This window comes from Pseudomonas sp. LG1E9 (genome assembly GCF_003290225.1).
Lineage (GTDB): Bacteria > Pseudomonadota > Gammaproteobacteria > Pseudomonadales > Pseudomonadaceae > Aquipseudomonas > Aquipseudomonas cyclaminis.
On sequence record NZ_CP029983.1, the window covers coordinates 4,880,963 to 4,896,974 of the forward strand.

The 16,012-nt window shown below is 60.1% G+C and carries 15 protein-coding genes and 2 pseudogenes; 7 read left to right on the top strand and 10 right to left on the bottom strand.

Going from position 1 to position 16,012, the window contains the following annotated elements; genetic code table 11:
* Nucleotides 1-22 precede the first annotated feature (22 nt).
* Nucleotides 23-1,759 (bottom strand): OPT family oligopeptide transporter, encoded by a 1,737-nt coding sequence (locus DNK50_RS22335; RefSeq protein WP_112196287.1) that lies wholly within the window; start codon nucleotides 1,757-1,759, stop codon nucleotides 23-25.
* 165 nt (nucleotides 1,760-1,924) lie between these two features.
* Here DNK50_RS22335 and DNK50_RS22340 point away from each other — a divergent pair, with 165 nt between their 5' ends.
* Entirely contained in the window at nucleotides 1,925-2,221 is a 297-nt protein-coding gene (locus DNK50_RS22340) for a hypothetical protein (RefSeq protein ID WP_112196288.1), read from the top strand.
* A gap of 66 nt (nucleotides 2,222-2,287) precedes the next feature.
* The gene (locus DNK50_RS22345; RefSeq protein WP_099586292.1) at nucleotides 2,288-2,746 is read left to right on the top strand and encodes a transposase; all 459 of its coding nucleotides are present in this window, start codon (nucleotides 2,288-2,290) and stop codon (nucleotides 2,744-2,746) included.
* Here the strand turns inward: DNK50_RS22345 and DNK50_RS22350 are convergent.
* Complete coding sequence (locus DNK50_RS22350) at nucleotides 2,716-3,618, bottom strand: hypothetical protein (protein WP_256595350.1); 903 nt, start codon at nucleotides 3,616-3,618, stop codon at nucleotides 2,716-2,718. The two genes, DNK50_RS22345 and DNK50_RS22350, sit on opposite strands and share 31 nt — an antisense overlap.
* Before the next feature lie 70 nt (nucleotides 3,619-3,688).
* On the opposite strand from DNK50_RS22350, the gene DNK50_RS22355 reads away from it, so the two are divergent.
* The gene (locus DNK50_RS22355; protein ID WP_371929459.1) at nucleotides 3,689-4,846 is read left to right on the top strand and encodes a lactonase family protein; all 1,158 of its coding nucleotides are present in this window, start codon (nucleotides 3,689-3,691) and stop codon (nucleotides 4,844-4,846) included.
* A 3-nt stretch (nucleotides 4,847-4,849) separates the two neighbouring features.
* Here the strand turns inward: DNK50_RS22355 and DNK50_RS22360 are convergent, their stop codons facing one another.
* The 4 genes from DNK50_RS22360 to DNK50_RS22375 form a co-directional block, all read right to left on the bottom strand.
* Nucleotides 4,850-6,907, bottom strand: coding sequence for a methyl-accepting chemotaxis protein (locus tag DNK50_RS22360; RefSeq protein WP_112196289.1), 2,058 nt, complete (start codon nucleotides 6,905-6,907; stop codon nucleotides 4,850-4,852).
* Between the two features lie 265 nt (nucleotides 6,908-7,172).
* Nucleotides 7,173-7,463, bottom strand: a complete 291-nt coding sequence (locus DNK50_RS22365) for a DUF3144 domain-containing protein (RefSeq protein ID WP_112196290.1) — start codon at nucleotides 7,461-7,463, stop codon at nucleotides 7,173-7,175.
* Between the two features lie 39 nt (nucleotides 7,464-7,502).
* Nucleotides 7,503-8,198, bottom strand: a complete 696-nt coding sequence (locus DNK50_RS22370) for a tRNA (adenine(22)-N(1))-methyltransferase TrmK (protein ID WP_112196291.1) — start codon at nucleotides 8,196-8,198, stop codon at nucleotides 7,503-7,505.
* Between the two features lie 13 nt (nucleotides 8,199-8,211).
* A complete protein-coding gene (locus DNK50_RS22375) occupies nucleotides 8,212-8,922 on the bottom strand; it encodes a FadR/GntR family transcriptional regulator (RefSeq protein ID WP_112196292.1) in 711 nt (236 codons plus the stop codon).
* A 340-nt stretch (nucleotides 8,923-9,262) separates the two neighbouring features.
* Here DNK50_RS22375 and DNK50_RS22380 point away from each other — a divergent pair, with 340 nt between their 5' ends.
* Both DNK50_RS22380 and gudD read left to right on the top strand, forming a co-directional pair.
* Complete coding sequence (locus DNK50_RS22380) at nucleotides 9,263-10,624, top strand: MFS transporter (RefSeq protein ID WP_099586297.1); 1,362 nt, start codon at nucleotides 9,263-9,265, stop codon at nucleotides 10,622-10,624.
* 19 nt (nucleotides 10,625-10,643) lie between these two features.
* Nucleotides 10,644-11,969: a glucarate dehydratase gene (gene gudD, locus DNK50_RS22385; protein WP_112196293.1), complete on the top strand. Its 1,326-nt coding sequence runs from the start codon at nucleotides 10,644-10,646 to the stop codon at nucleotides 11,967-11,969.
* A gap of 168 nt (nucleotides 11,970-12,137) precedes the next feature.
* On the opposite strand, the pseudogene DNK50_RS29300 reads toward gudD, so the two are convergent.
* From DNK50_RS29300 to DNK50_RS22405, 4 genes and pseudogenes are all read right to left on the bottom strand, one after another.
* Nucleotides 12,138-12,257, bottom strand: a pseudogene (locus DNK50_RS29300) (putative addiction module antidote protein); the annotation flags it as partial.
* Nucleotides 12,217-12,330 (bottom strand): annotated as a pseudogene (locus DNK50_RS29305) (type II toxin-antitoxin system RelE/ParE family toxin); the annotation flags it as partial. The pseudogenes DNK50_RS29300 and DNK50_RS29305, both read right to left, overlap by 41 nt.
* Nucleotides 12,321-12,827, bottom strand: coding sequence for a peptide-methionine (S)-S-oxide reductase MsrA (gene msrA, locus DNK50_RS22400; protein ID WP_112196294.1), 507 nt, complete (start codon nucleotides 12,825-12,827; stop codon nucleotides 12,321-12,323). The gene msrA and the pseudogene DNK50_RS29305, both read right to left, overlap by 10 nt.
* Before the next feature lie 260 nt (nucleotides 12,828-13,087).
* The gene (locus DNK50_RS22405) at nucleotides 13,088-14,098 is read right to left on the bottom strand and encodes an NAD(P)-dependent alcohol dehydrogenase (RefSeq protein WP_112196295.1); all 1,011 of its coding nucleotides are present in this window, start codon (nucleotides 14,096-14,098) and stop codon (nucleotides 13,088-13,090) included.
* A 183-nt stretch (nucleotides 14,099-14,281) separates the two neighbouring features.
* Between DNK50_RS22405 and DNK50_RS22410 the strand changes: the two genes are divergently transcribed.
* Nucleotides 14,282-15,181, top strand: coding sequence for a LysR family transcriptional regulator (locus DNK50_RS22410; protein WP_112196986.1), 900 nt, complete (start codon nucleotides 14,282-14,284; stop codon nucleotides 15,179-15,181).
* Nucleotides 15,182-15,233: 52 nt separating this feature from the next.
* Nucleotides 15,234-15,731 carry a hypothetical protein gene (locus DNK50_RS22415; protein ID WP_112196296.1) on the top strand — a complete coding sequence of 166 codons (498 nt, stop codon included), beginning with the start codon at nucleotides 15,234-15,236 and terminating at the stop codon, nucleotides 15,729-15,731.
* The last annotated feature ends 281 nt before the right edge of the window (nucleotides 15,732-16,012 follow it).

Consider the following 16,012-nt stretch of genomic DNA (forward strand, 5'->3'; position numbering starts at 1 on the left):
CGCGGGCACGGTGGGTGTGCGACTACCCCACCATCTGCCATAACGACGCCCCGACGCCGGTGATGCTCTCTCCGGCGATCAACCCCGCTGCGGCGGTAATCGCGAAGCGCTCGGTGAGACTCGGCCAACGGCAGCTCACCAGCCAGGTCAGCACCGCGCCCAGCGCCATCATCAACGACACCGAGGCCGGCAGGACAAAGGCCAGCCCCAACGCGGCGGCACTCGGCAAGTAACGGGAGCGATGGGCCGGCAACAGGCTGTCGAGCACGCCCAGCAACACACCTACCCCGCCGCCGATGGCAATCGCCCAGCGGATGCTCGTCGACAAGGACTCCAGCCCATGGGTCAGGGTTTGCGCCACGGCTTTCCACGTTGCCACTGCGGGCGCCGGCCATTCTTCGGTGAGCAGCATGGACTGCGGATCCGGAATCAGCGCCAGGTACGCCAACACGCCCACGATACTGCCAATGAAAATCCCCAGGATCTGCGCGATCACTTGTTTATGCGGCGTTGCGCCAATGGCTTTGCCCACCTTGAAGTCGTTCATCAAGTCCGTGCATTGCCCGGCCGAGCCGCCAGCGGTGTTGGCGCTCATCAGGTTGATCGGCACCTGGCCGGGGGCGACGATGCCGAAGCTCAGTTGGGACAATTGCCCGATGGCGCCAATCGGCGGAATGCCAGTGGCGCCCACCACACGGGCGGCGACGGCGGCCAGGCAGATCGCCAAGGGAATGGTCAGCAGTGCCATCCACAGGTTGATGCCGAACAACAGCGCTTGCAGGCTGACGACCAAGCCTATCGACAGGATAAAACCCGCAGCCGGACCGGGCTTGGGCACGTTCCAGATCTTGCCGCCTTCGGCCTTGGTGGAGGTGCGTAATGCCCACAAGCGAATCGCCAAAGAGGCCAAGGTGGAACACACCATCAGGCTCACCCCCGGCCACAGCAACCACTCCACCAACGCGGCAAATTGCGGGCCGCTGCTGTCGGCCGGCAACGTCACCAGGTTCTGCGCCAACAGCCACGGGCCCAGGCCACCCCACGCGAGCAAGGCGCCGAGCAGCAAGGTCAGGCCAACGCGAATACCGATGATGCCGCCAAACCCCAGCAGCAACAGCGAAGGGTCGGCGGTAAAGGTCAGGCGCTCCAACTGGGCCGTCGGCGACCAGCGCGGGAAGGCCCACATGAAGGTGTCCACCCACTTCACCACCCCGGACAGCAACGCCGCGCTGAGCAACACCTTCAGACGCGTCGCGGCTTCGCGGCCATGGTTGTAGATGTGCAGCAGGGTTTCCAGGGTGGCCATGCCTTCGGGGAACTTCAGCGCCTTGTCATTGAGCAATGACGGCCGCAGGTACCAGGCAATCCAGATGCCCAGGAAACTCACCGAGAACACCCAGGCGATCATCGGCAGCGCATCCAGTTGGTTGCCGGTCAGCAGTGTGTAGGCCGGGATCGGCGCCACCAGACCGCCAGAGATAATCGAGGCGGCGGCCGAGGCGACAGTCTGGTTGATATTGCTTTCATGCAGGGTCCAGGGCAACTGATCGGTGGAACGTTTGGCCAGGCCTTGCCAGATCGCATATCCCACCAGCAGCGCGATGATCGACATATTGAACGACCAGCCGATCTTCAGGCCGGCGTACACATTGGAAGGGGTCAGCAAGATGCCAAGCACCGTACCGGTAATGACGGCACGCAGGCTGAGTTCGCGTTCGACGGGGGCGTACTGGGGAATGGCGGGCGGGGCTGAAAGCATGCGGATTCCTTTCGGCGATGAAACAGGGCGACCTAACAAGTGAGCCCTCTGGGCCCTGAAGGTTCCTGAATCGGCAAAACAGAAGAGCCGCGTAAAGCCCGTCCGCTTTTTGAAGAGAAGGCTCTGTGTGGTGAGCGTTTTTTGTGGTGAACCGGTTTTTTTGTGATGACCCGGTTCTTTCTGGTGAACCGGTTCTTTGTGATGACCCGATTCTTTCTGGTGAACCGGTTCTTTCTGGTGAGCCGGTTCTTTCTGGTGAACCGGTTCTTTCTGGTGAGCAGTTTTTTTGTGGTGAGCGGGCTTGCCCCGCGCTGGGCAGCGAAGCGGCCCCCAGAAGGCCGCCGCGATTTTTCAGGAAAACCGCAGCGCCTGGTGTTGGGGCTGCTTCGCAGCCCAGCGCGGGGCAAGCCCGCTCACCACAGAAGCCCGCTCACCACAAGGTTACATTCAGCCAACAAGTGATACTTGTTCATCCCCTACTGCGCGCTAGCGTTAAGGCTCTTCAGGAATTCCACCAAGAGCACCGGAATGCGCCCCACACCTCAATCCCATCGTCTGCGTCACGGTCGTTATTCAGAACAGGGTCGTAGCTACCTCATCACCGTCGTCGTTCATCAGCGTCAGCGCTTGTTCACTGACCTTTACCTGAGCCGTCTGCTGGTTGCCGAACTCCGGCAGGTTCATGAGCTGGGGCTGGTTGAGTCTCTGGCCTGGGTCATCATGCCTGACCACATTCACTGGTTGTTTGAGTTGAAACAACAGGATTTGGCAGGCGTGGTGCGACGTATTAAGTCGCGCAGCACGCTGGTCATCAACCGGCGGCGTCAAAGCAAAGAGCGCGTTTGGCAACCCGGCTATCACGATAGAGCGGTGCGTGCGGAAGATGATCTTCGCAAGATGGCGCGGTACATCATTGCCAACCCTTTACGAGCCGGTTTGGTGGATCGGGTGGGCGATTACTCGTTGTGGGATGCGGCGTGGATTTGAGGAGGCGAGTGGGCTTTCTCTAGCAGTTGTTGCACCCACGGCGCATCTTGCTGATTGACCACGCCATATCGGTCCGGCGGGAAAAACCGCCAGTGATGCGCAACCTCAACCAGGCGTGTGAGTTCTTCGGCCGACAGCCAATACTCCGTGTGGGTCAAGGCTATCGGTGCACCGTCAAACCGTCGCCCAAGCAGTACGTTCGTGCGGGGAGCGAACGCCAAGACCAGGTCACGGCAGGGGTGCATGCGTTTTTGCGCAGCGGGCATGCGCCCCACCCGGTCGTAGGTGAAAGGGCCGGGGTATTCGTCCTTGATCACCAGCCAGCGACCCGTCGTGGTCATGGCCACGACCCATTGCGCCACTCCGCTGCTCTGGGCCTGTTCAAGCCGGCCGTTTTTCCATTGCATGAGGGTATTGCGGTCCGGGTCGAAGTCCGAAGACCACAGGCTGGTGCCCGATACCAGGGTATGACGCTCCAACTCGACCACGCCTTGGCCCGGCAGCGTCTGCCAGTAACGCTTGATCGGGTCGCGGGTGTCGCGCAGGTAGTTACGCAATGCCCAGGCCGCCATGAACACCAGCGTCGCCAGGGCCTGCCATGCCCATGAATGGCCGAGGATGCCGTCAACATCCAACCCCGGTGAGAAGACGGCGCGATACAGCAGCAGGCTGAGCAAAAAAACCAGGCTGGGCAGGAACACGCCGAAACACAGCGGTGGCAGTAACACTGCAATCCAGCTGAAGCGATGCACGCTTGCGTGTTCATGCGCCCAGGCCAGTTCCTCGGCGCGCATCGGCCTGCGTTCACGCGGGCCAATGCCGGGATCAGGGGTGTGGAAGCGCCAGTACCGTGCGTTGGGGTCGAGATTCATGCTGCGCATCATGCCCGTGACGCGCCGCAAGATACACCGTCTATTGCCCAGATCGAAATACAGTCATACGATGACTGACCACAACCATAACAATAAAGGCTCACTCGTGAATAAACCCCTCATCATGGCCGCCGCTATTGCCTGCGGTCTCAGTGCACACGCCAACGCCGCAACCTTCGCGTACATTTCCAGCCCCGGCGATGGCTTGATTTCCCAGTACCGCCTGGACGAGAGCAACGGCGCGTTGAGCCTGGTAAACCAGGTGACCGCCGGTGACCAGGTCAACCCCATGGCGCTGAGCCCCGACGGTAAAACCTTGTATGCCGCGTTGCGGGTCAAGCCGTTTCAAGTGCAGGGCTTCAGCATTGACCCGGCCAGCGGGCGTTTGACGCCGCAATCCAAAGCGCCCTTGGCCGAAAGCATGGCCTACCTCGCCACCGATCGCGCCGGACGTTTCCTGCTCGCGGCCTCTTACGGTGCCGACACCCTCAGCGTGCAGCCCATCGACAAGCCGGAACCGATCCTCACCTACAAAACCGGGCTGCACGCGCATTCCCTGCGCACCGACCCAAGCAATCGCTTTGCCTACGCCGGCAACCTGGGCAACGACCACGTGCTGCAATACCGCTTCGATGCCAACACCGGCGCACTCACGCCAATCGGCACCGGCTACGTGAGCGTGCCGAGCAACACCGGGCCCCGGCACCTGGCGTTTTCGGCCAACGGTAAATACCTGTATGTGGTCGGCGAAATGAGCGGCACGGTCACTGCGTTTGCCATCGACGACAGCACCGGCGCGCTGACGCAGATCGGTGTCGCCAATGGCATTCCCGCTCGCTTGAAGCTGGCCCACGGCGAAGTGCGCGATGCACGCAACAATGACTTGAAGGACGACCCAACACCGCGAATCTGGGCTGCCGACCTGCGCCTGTCCCCGGATGGCTCGCTGCTGCTGATGAGCGAGCGCACCAGCAGTTCGGTGTCGGCGTTTGCGGTGGACGCGGCGACGGGCGCGTTGAAGTTCCTCGACAACTACCCGGTCGAAGAGCAGCAGCCGCGCAATATCGCGTTTTCGCCCAATGGCCGGTGGTTGCTGGTTACCGGCGAGAAAAGCGACAAGGTCGGTACCTACGCGGTCAGCAACACCGGCGCCTTGAAGCGCGTGGGTGAGGCGGCTTCAGGCAAAGGTGCGCTGTGGATTGAAGTCCTGCAGACCGCGGCCCAATAGCACTCAGCTCAAACGGAACCGCGCGGTGTTGTCACTCAACGCCTGACTGCCCTTGCTCAAGGTGTCCGCCGCTCGGTTGACCGCCCGTGCGCCATCCAGCAAACGCCCTGCCGCCTGGTCGACTTGCTGGATGTTGCCACTCACTTCATCCGCCGTCGCCGCTTGCTCTTCCACCGCTGTGGCGATTTGCGCCAGGGTGTCGGTGACGTTCTGCACCGCGCCGGCAATCTCGCCCAAGCGCGTGCCCAGGCCGGTGACGGACTCGGCGTCGGTCAACGCTTGCTCGCACGCGGCGCCCATCAGCGTCACCGCCTGGCTCACGGTCGCGCGCAGGCTGTCGACGGTGCCGGCGATCTGCGCCGTGGACGCCTGGGTGCGCTGGGACAGGCTGCGCACTTCATCGGCCACCACCGCAAAGCCCCGCCCCTGCTCACCGGCGCGCGCCGCTTCAATGGCCGCGTTGAGCGCCAGCAGGTTGGTTTGCTCGGCAATGCCGCGAATGGTGTCGACCACCGACTGAATCTGCTGCCCCTGCTGGCTGACTTGCTGCAGTGCATCGGCGGTGTCGGTAAGGCGTTGGTTGAGTTGCTGGATGCTGGCCGTGGTGCGCTGGCTGTCGCGGCTGCTGTCTTCGGCGATGCGTCGTGTTTGCTGGGCGCTGCCCGACGCTTGTTCACAGCTTCTGGCGACGCCCATGGAGGTCGCGGCCAACTGGGTAGCAGCGGCGGCGATCTGGCTGATTTGATGCTGCTGGTCTTCGACTTCGCTGAGGGTGCTGCCCGATTGGGAATTGAGGGTGAGCACCGCCGAGCCGAGCTGCTGGGTTTCGTGATTGACCCCCAACAGGCTGGTGCGCAATTGCACCACTGCGACGTTCAGCGCGGTGCTGATCAGCGCCAGTTCGTCACGCCCTTGCACCGCCACTTCGACGCACAGGTTACCGTCGCGCAGGGATTCGGCAAGGGTGGTGATGCCGCTGGCACTACGGCGGATGGAGGCCTGCAGGCACATGAACAAGTACAGCGCGGCCAGGGCCAGTACGCCGAAGACCATTGCAAGAGGAATGAAGCGTTTGTTCGCGTCGCGGTGGTAGTAGCTCAAGCGCTCGTCCAGGGAGGTCAGCGACTGCACGCGCAGTGCGCTGAGCGAACCGAGCATGGCGTCGACACTGCGTTCGAAACCGGCGGTATCGAGCTTGATGGTGCCACCGAACACGCCGTCATCCAGCACTTTAAGCTCGTTATCCAACAGTTGCAGGCTGTTGTCGTACTGTGCAGTCCAAGGCTCCATGCCCTCGAATTGCTTGGCCTTGAGCGAAGCCGCCGCCTTGACCAACTGGTCGCGCGCGTCGCCAATGCGGCTGCGCAGGTCGCGCATTTGCAAACGACTTTGCAGGGTGAACTGCCCCGACGCGATGGACGACTGCCCGACGCCCGCCATGCGACCGATACGCTCGATCAGGTCAGGCGTCTGCTGTGTGCCCATCTGCATCAGCATGTAGGTTTCCAGCCAGGGATCGAGGATCAGGCCGGCGTCCAGAGTGATCTGTTCGCGCAGGGTTTGCATCGCGCTCAGCGCCGAGGTGAAACGGTCGTAGCCATCCGGCCACCAGCCCACCGTGCGCAGGGAAGCGGAGTCCATGCCTTTGACGGTGGCCTGCAACGCCTCGTAGCGCGCGAGGATGTCGGCGCTGGCGTTCTGGGCGTTGAGCGCATCGCCCAAGGCTTGCAGGCTTTGCTGGATCAGCGGGAAATTCGTATCGACCTTGTCCATCGCCGCCTTCGCCGCCGGCGTCGGTGCGTGCAGGATGTCTGCCGCTTTCCAACGCGCAGCCAGGTTGCGCTGGGCCGTCAATTGGCCGTCCAGTGCATCCAGGGCCAACAGTTGGCGCACGCCGGACTGCTCGGTGGAAATCACGCCTAATTTATCGCGATAGTCCTGGCCGATCATCCAGAGGCTCCCGGCCAGGGGCAGCATGAACAGGAAAAACAACAACTGGAATTTGCGTGCAAACCCCATACGTCCGAGCAGGCGGATACCGGGTGATAACAAGCTGTGCATGTCCGACTACTCCCTCAAACAACCCACGTGGTGCACGGTGGGCGAAGCCTTGAAATGACTAACGGCAAAGTGCCATGTCATTGATTGGCTTGGCTCTAGCAAGATACGGGCCGTTGGCGCGCAGCCCTGAAACAGGGCGTGCTGTGCGTTAATGGCGCCCGCAGCGTGCTCGAAAATGGGGCAAAAGCACTCACGGTCAAGGACACACCTGTAACCGATGGCGCAGGCGCCCCATGGACATGATCAAAACACCCGTGCCGCCGGCCTACCTGGCCTGCATGTACTGGTCAAAATTTTTGATGTGATCATCCAGATTATCCTCAAGCATCATCCGGTACTGGTCACAGCAATACTTGAGCATCGCCTCACGCTCCTCGGCCATGTGCGCACCGGACTTGAAGTTGCGCGCGAGGGCCCAGGCATTGAAGCGGGTAGTGCCGAACATCATCGAGGCGCTGACCTGGCCGAGGTTTTCGAAGGTTTTGAGCTGTTCGTTCGACAGTTCGATATGCGCGTCGGCGCGCTCATAGAAGGCTTGGTCGATAGCGTCTGCCATTGCGGGGTTCCTGGGTAATCACGATTGAATGAAGGGTTATCAAGCCAGCAGCGTGGTGATCCATCTGATCTGCCGGCTGATTTCTTGCAGCTTCGCCTCGGGCACGGCTTGCGACGCCTGCTCAAAGCCCGCCAGGGTCTGGTGTTTCAGGCGCAACGCGCGCTGCCACTTGGCCAAAAATACCGGGCTGCGGGCCTGCAGTTGCAGCGGGCCGAAATACAGCTCCTCGGCGGTATAGCTCACCGGTCCAGCACGCTCGGCCACGATGATTTCATAATAAAAGCGGCTTTCGTGCAGCAGCTCTTCACTGACGATGCGATAGCCGTTGTTCATCAACCACAGGCGCAGCGGTTGCTCACCGCCGTTGGGTTGCAGGACAAGGCGCTCAAGGCCGTTCAGGTGGGCTTTGCCAGCTTCAAGGATGTCGCGAATCGTCTCGCCGCCCATGCCACAGAGGCTGATGGCCGTGATGCCGTCACTCGCCTGGACGGCCGCCAGACCATCGGCCAGCCGCACGGTGATCTGCTGCTCCAGGCCGTTTTCACGCACGGTCCGTTCGGCCGCCTGGAACGGCGTAGCCGCCACCTCCCCCGCCACCGCCGCCTCGATCACGCCACGGCGCAGCAATGCCACTGGCAGGTAGGCATGGTCCGAGCCGATATCGGCCAGCCGCGCGCCGTGCGGCACCTGCGCGGCCACGCGCTCCAGGCGCATGGACAAGGTGTGTTCGTTCAACCTGTGTTCCTTATCATTCCCCGGAAAATCGATCCCGGCTGTTAGTCAGATGCAACACCATGGCGGCGCGTGCGGCGTCCGGGTCCTGGCGTTTGATTGCATTGAAAATCGCCTCATGCTCCCGGTTCGCCAGTTGCCCGAGCTTGGCAAAATCCGCGCCGCCACGCTCGTCACTCTTCACCTGGGTGCGCGGAATCATCGCATTGCCCAGGTGCTGCATGATTTCGGTGAAGAAGGTATTGCCGGTGGCTTCGGCGATCAACTGGTGGAAGCGTTTGTCCTCTTCCACGCAACTGTCGTTGTTGGCCAGGGAGGCCTGGTAATCGTCCAGCGCTTCGCGCATGTGGGCCAGTTGCGCGTCGCTCCTGCGCAGCGCCGCCAGCGCCACCGCTTGCACCTCCAGGCCCAGGCGTAGCTCCAGCATGTTGCGCACGCTGGCGACCGTATCCACGTGCAGGCGCAAGCCTTGCTGGGCGCTCTGCTCCAGCACAAAGGTGCCGATGCCGTGACGGGTCTCCACCAGCCCGGCCGCCTGCAACTTCGACAGCGCCTCACGCACCACCGTCCGGCTGACGCCGTGCTCCAGCACGATGGTGGATTCCGACGGCAGCTTCTCCCCCGGTTTCAACTGACCGAGCAGGATGCGCTGGGTCAGGGCATCGACCACGCCCTGGGCCAGGTTGGTGGAACGTTTACGCACGGGGATTGGGGCTTCACTGGGCATTGCTGCAGGTCCACAGGGTTGGGCTGGGGGGAGCTTAACACCCAGACCCGGCACGCCGCCGAGGTTGATTGAATAACCACCCAACTTGTATGACAACCAATCTGGCTGACAGGTATCTCGACAGCTCCCACCACCGTCAACGCTGGGTTCTTTCACGGCCTGCAAACCCATAAAAAACCCAATAAATACTGACAAATAACCAAAACACTTACTCGACGAAAGACCTTATAAGCACAAAAACATCGAGCACCGGATTGCGGACTACAGAAATGCACTTGTATGATGTCTATCAACAAGACACGCAAACCCACATAAAAATAACCAGGGGGAGTTTTGAATTGTGAACAATTCAAGCCATGCATCTGCCGCTCCACACAGTGATCCGGTCCTCGCGCGCGCCGTGCGCAAAGTGAAGAGCCATGTGCTCCCACTGTTCGTGATCATGTTCATCCTCAATTACATCGACCGGGTCAATATCGGCTTTGTGCGCACACACATGGAGCATGACCTGGGCATCGGCGCAGCGGCCTACGGGTTCGGTGCCGGGTTGTTCTTCATCGGTTATGCCCTCTTCGAAGTGCCCTCCAACATGCTGCTGCAAAAGGTCGGCGCGCGTATCTGGCTGACCCGCATCATGTTCACCTGGGGCATCGTCGCGACGATGATGGCGTTCATCCAGAACGAAACCCACTTCTACATCCTGCGCTTTCTGCTGGGCGTGGCCGAAGCTGGCTTCTTCCCTGGCGTGATCTACTACTTCACGCGCTGGTTGCCGGGTGTGGAACGCGGTAAGGCGATTGCGATTTTCCTCAGCGGCTCGGCGGTGGCCTCGTTGATCTCGGGCCCGCTGTCGGGCGTGTTGTTGCAGATCGAAGGCTTTGGCTTCCACGGCTGGCAATGGATGTTCGCCATCGAAGGCCTGGCCTCGGTGGTGATCGGTTTCTTTGTGTGGTTCTGGCTGGACTCCAAGCCCCACGACGCCAAATGGATGACCCGCGAAGAACAGGACGCGCTGGTCGGCGCCATCGACGAGGAACAACGCCAGCGTGAGGCGCTGACCAGCGTCAAGCCCACCATCGGCAAGCTGCTCAAAGACCGCCAGATCCTGCTGTTCTGCGCGCTGTACTTCTGCATCCAGCTGACCATTTACGCGGCGACGTTCTGGCTGCCGAGCATCATCAAGAAGATGGGTGACTTGAGTGATGTGCAAGTCGGCTTCTTCAACTCGATCCCGTGGCTGATCTCGATCATCGCCATGTACGCCTTCGCGTCGCTGTCGGGCAAGTTCAAGTTCCAGCAAGCGTGGGTCGCGGCGGCGCTGTTGATTGCGGCGGCGGGGATGTTCATGTCCACCACTGGCGGGCCGGTGTTTGCCTTTGTGGCGATCTGCTTTGCGGCCATCGGTTTCAAGTCGGCGTCTTCGCTGTTCTGGCCGATCCCACAGGGCTATCTGGATGTGCGCATCGCGGCGGCGGTGATCGCGCTGATCAACTCCATCGGCAACCTGGGCGGCTTCGTCGCGCCGACCACGTTTGGCTTTCTGGAGCAGACCACCGGTTCGATCCAGGGTGGCCTCTACGGCCTGGCCGGCACCTCGGTGCTCGCGGCGATCCTGGTGTTTTTCGCCAAGACCGCGCCCTCTGCCCCATTGACCTCGCCCAGCGTGACGCCAACCGGCGCCGCCCTCAGCAAACCTCTTTGAGCCTCTTTAGGAACTTGCCATGACTACTCCCGTCGTTACTCACTTGCAGGTCATCCCCGTGGCCGGCCACGACAGCATGCTGCTCAACCTCAGCGGCGCCCACGGCCCGTATTTCACGCGCAACATCGTGATTCTCAAGGACAGCTCCGGCAACACCGGCGTCGGTGAAGTGCCGGGCGGCGAACGCATCCGCGAAACCCTGGAAGATGCGCGCAGCCTGGTGATCGGCCAACCCATCGGCCAGTACCAGCGCATCCTCAACCAGATGCGCAGCACCTTTGCCTCGCGGGACTCGGCCGGCCGCGGCCTGCAAACCTTTGACCTGCGCATCACCATCCACGCCGTCACCGCCATGGAAGCGGCCCTGCTCGACCTGCTGGGGCAGTTCCTTGAAGTGCCGGTGGCCGCTTTGCTCGGCGAAGGCCAGCAGCGCGACGCGGTAAAAATGCTTGGCTATCTGTTTTATGTGGGCGACCGCAATGCCACCGACCTGGCCTACCGCAACGAAGCGGACGCCGACGACGAGTGGTTCCGCCTGCGCCATGAAACAGCCCTGACAGCCGAAGCCGTGGTGCGCCTGGCCGAGGCTGCCAAGGCCAAATACGGCTTCAATGACTTCAAGCTCAAGGGCGGCGTTTTAAGCGGCGACGAAGAGATCGAAGCCGTCACCGCCCTGGCCGAACGCTTCCCCGATGCACGCATCACCCTCGACCCGAACGGCGCCTGGTCACTCAAGGAAGCCATCCGCCTGTGCCGCGACCAACACCACGTGCTCGCCTACGCCGAAGACCCGTGCGGGGCCGAAAATGGTTACTCGGGACGTGAAGTCATGGCCGAATTCCGTCGCGCCACGGGCCTCAAGACCGCCACCAACATGATCGCCACCGACTGGCGCGAAATGGGCCACGCGATCCAGCTGCAATCGGTGGACATTCCCCTGGCCGACCCGCACTTCTGGACGATGCAAGGCTCGGTGCGCGTGGCGCAGATGTGCAACGACTGGGGCCTGACCTGGGGTTCGCACTCCAACAACCACTTTGATATTTCCCTGGCGATGTTCACCCAAGTGGCCGCTGCGGCACCGGGCGAGATCACCGCCATCGACACCCACTGGATCTGGCAGGACGGCCAACGCTTGACCAAGGAACCGCTGAAGATCGAAGGCGGTTATGTGAAGGTGCCGGCCAAACCGGGCCTGGGCGTGGACATCGACATGGACGCTGTGGCCAAGGCGCACGAGCTTTATAAAGGCATGGGGCTTGGGGCGCGGGATGACAGCGTGGCGATGCAGTTCTTGATTCCGGGGTGGCGCTATAACAACAAGCAGCCTTGCCTGGTGCGCTGAGCGCTCAAGACAAAGTCGGTCAAATGTGGGAGGGGGCTTGCCCCCGATAGCGGTGTATCAGCCAGACATGTATCGACTGACACTCAGCCATCGGGGGCAAGCCCCCCTCCCACATTGGTCCCCGGTGTATTTCAAGGGTTGTGGTCGCCCGCCACCGCCGCAATCGGCCTGCGGGTCTTGAGACTTCATGCTTTGTGCAAGGTATGCACTGATGATCTCCGGACTGTCGAGAAAGCGCGACGCTTCAAAAAATTCTGTAGCCCGGCCCGACAAACACACGCATTTCACTCACCCCATCGCCTACGGGTGCACAATCGCCGAAATTGTTTTCCTCGGCTCGGTCCAGCCGCGTCAGCACCGCTTGGGCAACTTCCAGTTCGGCCGTATGAAGTGGCAGGTATACCCGTTCGGTATCCGCTCCAGATAATCCTGATGCTCCGGCTCCGCCTCCCAAAACTCCCTGGCGGGCTCTATTTGCGTGACCACACGCCCCGGCCACAGCGTGGAGGCATCCACGTCAGCTGCGGTATCTTCGGCAATATCCCTTTGCTGCTCGCTCAGGTAGTAAATCGCCGAACGATAGCTTGGCCCCAGATCATTGCCCTGCCGATTCGGCGTGCTGGGGTCATGGATCTGGAAAAAGAACTCAAGGATCTGCCGGTAGGAAATCACCGCCGGGTCAAACACGATCTCGATCGCTTCAGCATGGTTGCCATGGTTGCGGTAGGTGGCATTCGGCACATCGCCACCGGTGTAGCCGACTCGCGTGTGCAGTACGCCGGGGTAGCGTCGCAACAGGTCTTGCATGCCCCAGAAGCAGCCGCCGGCGAGGATGGCGGTTTCGGTTGGGTTGGTCATGGTCTGTCCTTGCGGTTAATGGAGACAGGGTAGTTATGGGGTGATGTTGGGCAATACCAAGGTGAATCAAGGAAAAACAGGGCAGCAGCCGGGTATCAGTCAATCAAGGACGAACACCTGCACTTCCGTTCCTCGAAGACACCGCCTGCCATCGTAGCGGGCGAATGAGATTGCCGATCTGCTACCCCATAACTGGGTGGCTATCTGACCGCACATATTTCAATGCGGAAATTTGCGGCGTAACTCCAAGTGGATTAATCCTATGCAATTTTGATTACCACCTTACCAAAGGCGCCTCTGGCCAAATGTTCGTACGCTTCGCGTGCTTGATCGAATGGATACACGTGGTCGATTACCGGGCGAATCTTGTGCTCATTCAAGAACTCGTTCATTCGGTCAAATGACGAGCGTGGAGCAACGGCTATGCCGCGAATCGTTGTTTGTCGAAAAATCATAGGCATCAGGCTCAGGGCAGAGGTTTGGCCTGTCAGAAAGCCGATCTGTGCGATACGTCCACCTACCTTTGTTGCAGCAATCGATTGATTGATGCCGTCACCGCCTGCCACATCCAGCAGAAGATCCACTCCCTTGCCGTCAGTGAGCTTTAGAACTTCCTCCGCCCACTCAGGGGTAGTGCGATAATTCACACCAGCCACAGCGCCGAGCTTTTTTACAGCTTCCAGATTGTCATCACGGCTGGAGGTGACGATAACCTTGGCCCCCAGAGCTGTGGCAATTTGTGCTGCAAAAACAGAAACACCTCCAGATCCCTGAACCAAAACGGTTTGGCCGGCCTCGATCCGGCCATAATCGACGAGCGCATACCATGCGGTCAGCGCGGCAATTGGAAGGGTCGCGGCTTCCTCATCTGACATGTTGTCGGGGGCACGCACCGCGCTGTCTTCATGGATGATCATGTATTCCGCCAGTCCACCAGGCAATGGCGAGCCGAAGCAGTAGTTGGGCTCATCTGGCCCGGGCATACCGTCCAACCAACGTGAGTAGAGGTGTGAGTTGACCCGATCTCCGATAGCGAAGCGGCTGACACCATCACCAACAGCCACGACAGTTCCCGCCGCATCGCTGACCGGGATCAGTGGCTTGGGCACTAGGTGAGGTTCGTAGATACCGTCAACGATGGCCTTGTCCCGAAAATTGAGTGATACAGCGCCTACTTTAACCAGCAGTTCACCAGCTTGGGGCACAGGGGTTTCCGTTTCGCCCTGCACCAGATGATCCAGGCCGAAATCTTTCAGAAGCCACGCTTTCATTTTCTGTCTCCAACAATTTTGAATGTGCAGGTGAGGAAGGCTCCTCCCTTACGCTGAAGACATTGTTGAGGTTTACCGGCTGTAGATAAATGTGCAGAAACGATCAGGATTGTTATCCTGATCAGCAACAATCATCCAGTTAACACGCTTGCCGAGAAGAGACTTATGGAGCTTCTACAGTCGATGCAAGTATTCGCCAAGCTAGCGGAGTTGGGGAGCTTCACCAAAGTCGCTGAGGCAATGCAGGCCGGACGCCCGCACGTCACGCGCACCATTCAGGATCTGGAAGCCTCGCTGGGTGTCCGTCTGTTCCAGCGCACTACGCGTAAAGTAAAACTGACGGCTGAGGGCGAGCGGTTTTACGAACGCGTCAAAGAGATTTTGGCAACCATTGCAGAAACCACTTCCATGTTCGACCGTAGTGGGCCGACCTTGCGCGGACGACTTCGAATTGACATTCCCACTGCATTTTCCCAGCGCAGCTTCATGGAAAGCCTTAGGAAATTTAAAGAGGCATTTCCCGAAATCGAGCTTGCGCTAGGCGTGACCGACCGTACGGTAGATCTCGTCGCCGAGGGCATCGACTGTGTATTGCGAATTGGTGACCTCCCGGATTCAAGCATGGTGGCCAGAGAAATTGGCGCCGCCACCATGGTGACCTGTGCGTCTCCAGGTTATCTCCAAGCCTGCGGGGCACCCATAACCCTGCAAGATCTGGCAGACCACCAATGTGTCAGCTTCCTTTCCGGTCAAAATAACAGACCACTGCCTTGGCACTTCTCGGTAGACGGCGAAGATCGGCCACACACGCCTCATGGTGGAATCACGGTGAATGAGTCGAATGCCTACGTTCAATGCGGTGTTGCAGGCTTCGGCATTGTTCAAGCTCCTGGAATAGCCGTGGAGACATTCCTCGCAAGCGGAGAACTGGTTGAAGTGCTCAGGGCATTTCGTCCAAAGCCTCGCCTGGTATCCGTGCTTTATCCAAGCAGAACGCATCTTGCGCCTCAGGTCGACGCATTCGTGGATTGGCTGAAGGAACATTTTCCTGTGCTACACCCCAGCTGGTTCACAGCGCATTAACCTTCGCTCGTATGCTGACGCACGAATTCACAGACCGAACAAGGCAGTAGCGATGAGAGCTCCAGAAACGTTTGACCTCACTGCACATGGCGCCGGGTGGTACTCCTGGAAGGATATCAGCAGCTGCTTCTGGCCAGGAGCCGGCAAGAAATCCGTAGATGTGGACCCTATCCTCGCGCAGGTCATCCCAGCGAAAGGCGTTTATTGCATCGCCTGGAGAGCTGATGGAGAGGCGTTCCCCAATAACCGCGCTATCCAGTACATCGGCCAGACAAGCTCGTTCAAAACACGTATTGAACAGTTTGGTTGGTCAGCTGGATTCTGGGGTGAACGAGCGCGAGGTCATTCAGCGGGTTGGCGTTGGCATGAAAAAAAGCATCGCCAGATGTTCATTGCATTCTTCCCACTTCCCACTTCGGACATTCCGCGACATATGCTCAACGGCTATTTGCATTGGTATGAGGCGCTTGCTCTAGATACGTATCAGAAACAGTGCGGCTTATTGCCATTTGTAAACATCCCCAAAAATGGCATCGTTGTGTTGAGTTGATAGCCAACCTCCCCCGCGCCGATAGGCTGATTAATCGCAAGTCCAAGTTTGACGACCACCTCTGTGGTGAGCGGGCTTGCCCCGCCGGGATGCGAAGCAGCCCCTTTAGACGCCCTGAGTTAAATCTGACAAACCTCGGCGCATGGGTTGGGGCTGCTTCGCATCCCGGCGCGGGGCAAGCCCGCTCACCACAACAAGCCACGGCGACCCGTGTCCCAAAAGACGATACGATCGCGCTCGCCCGTGAGGTTTACGCAATACCGTAAACCCACGAAGGTTCG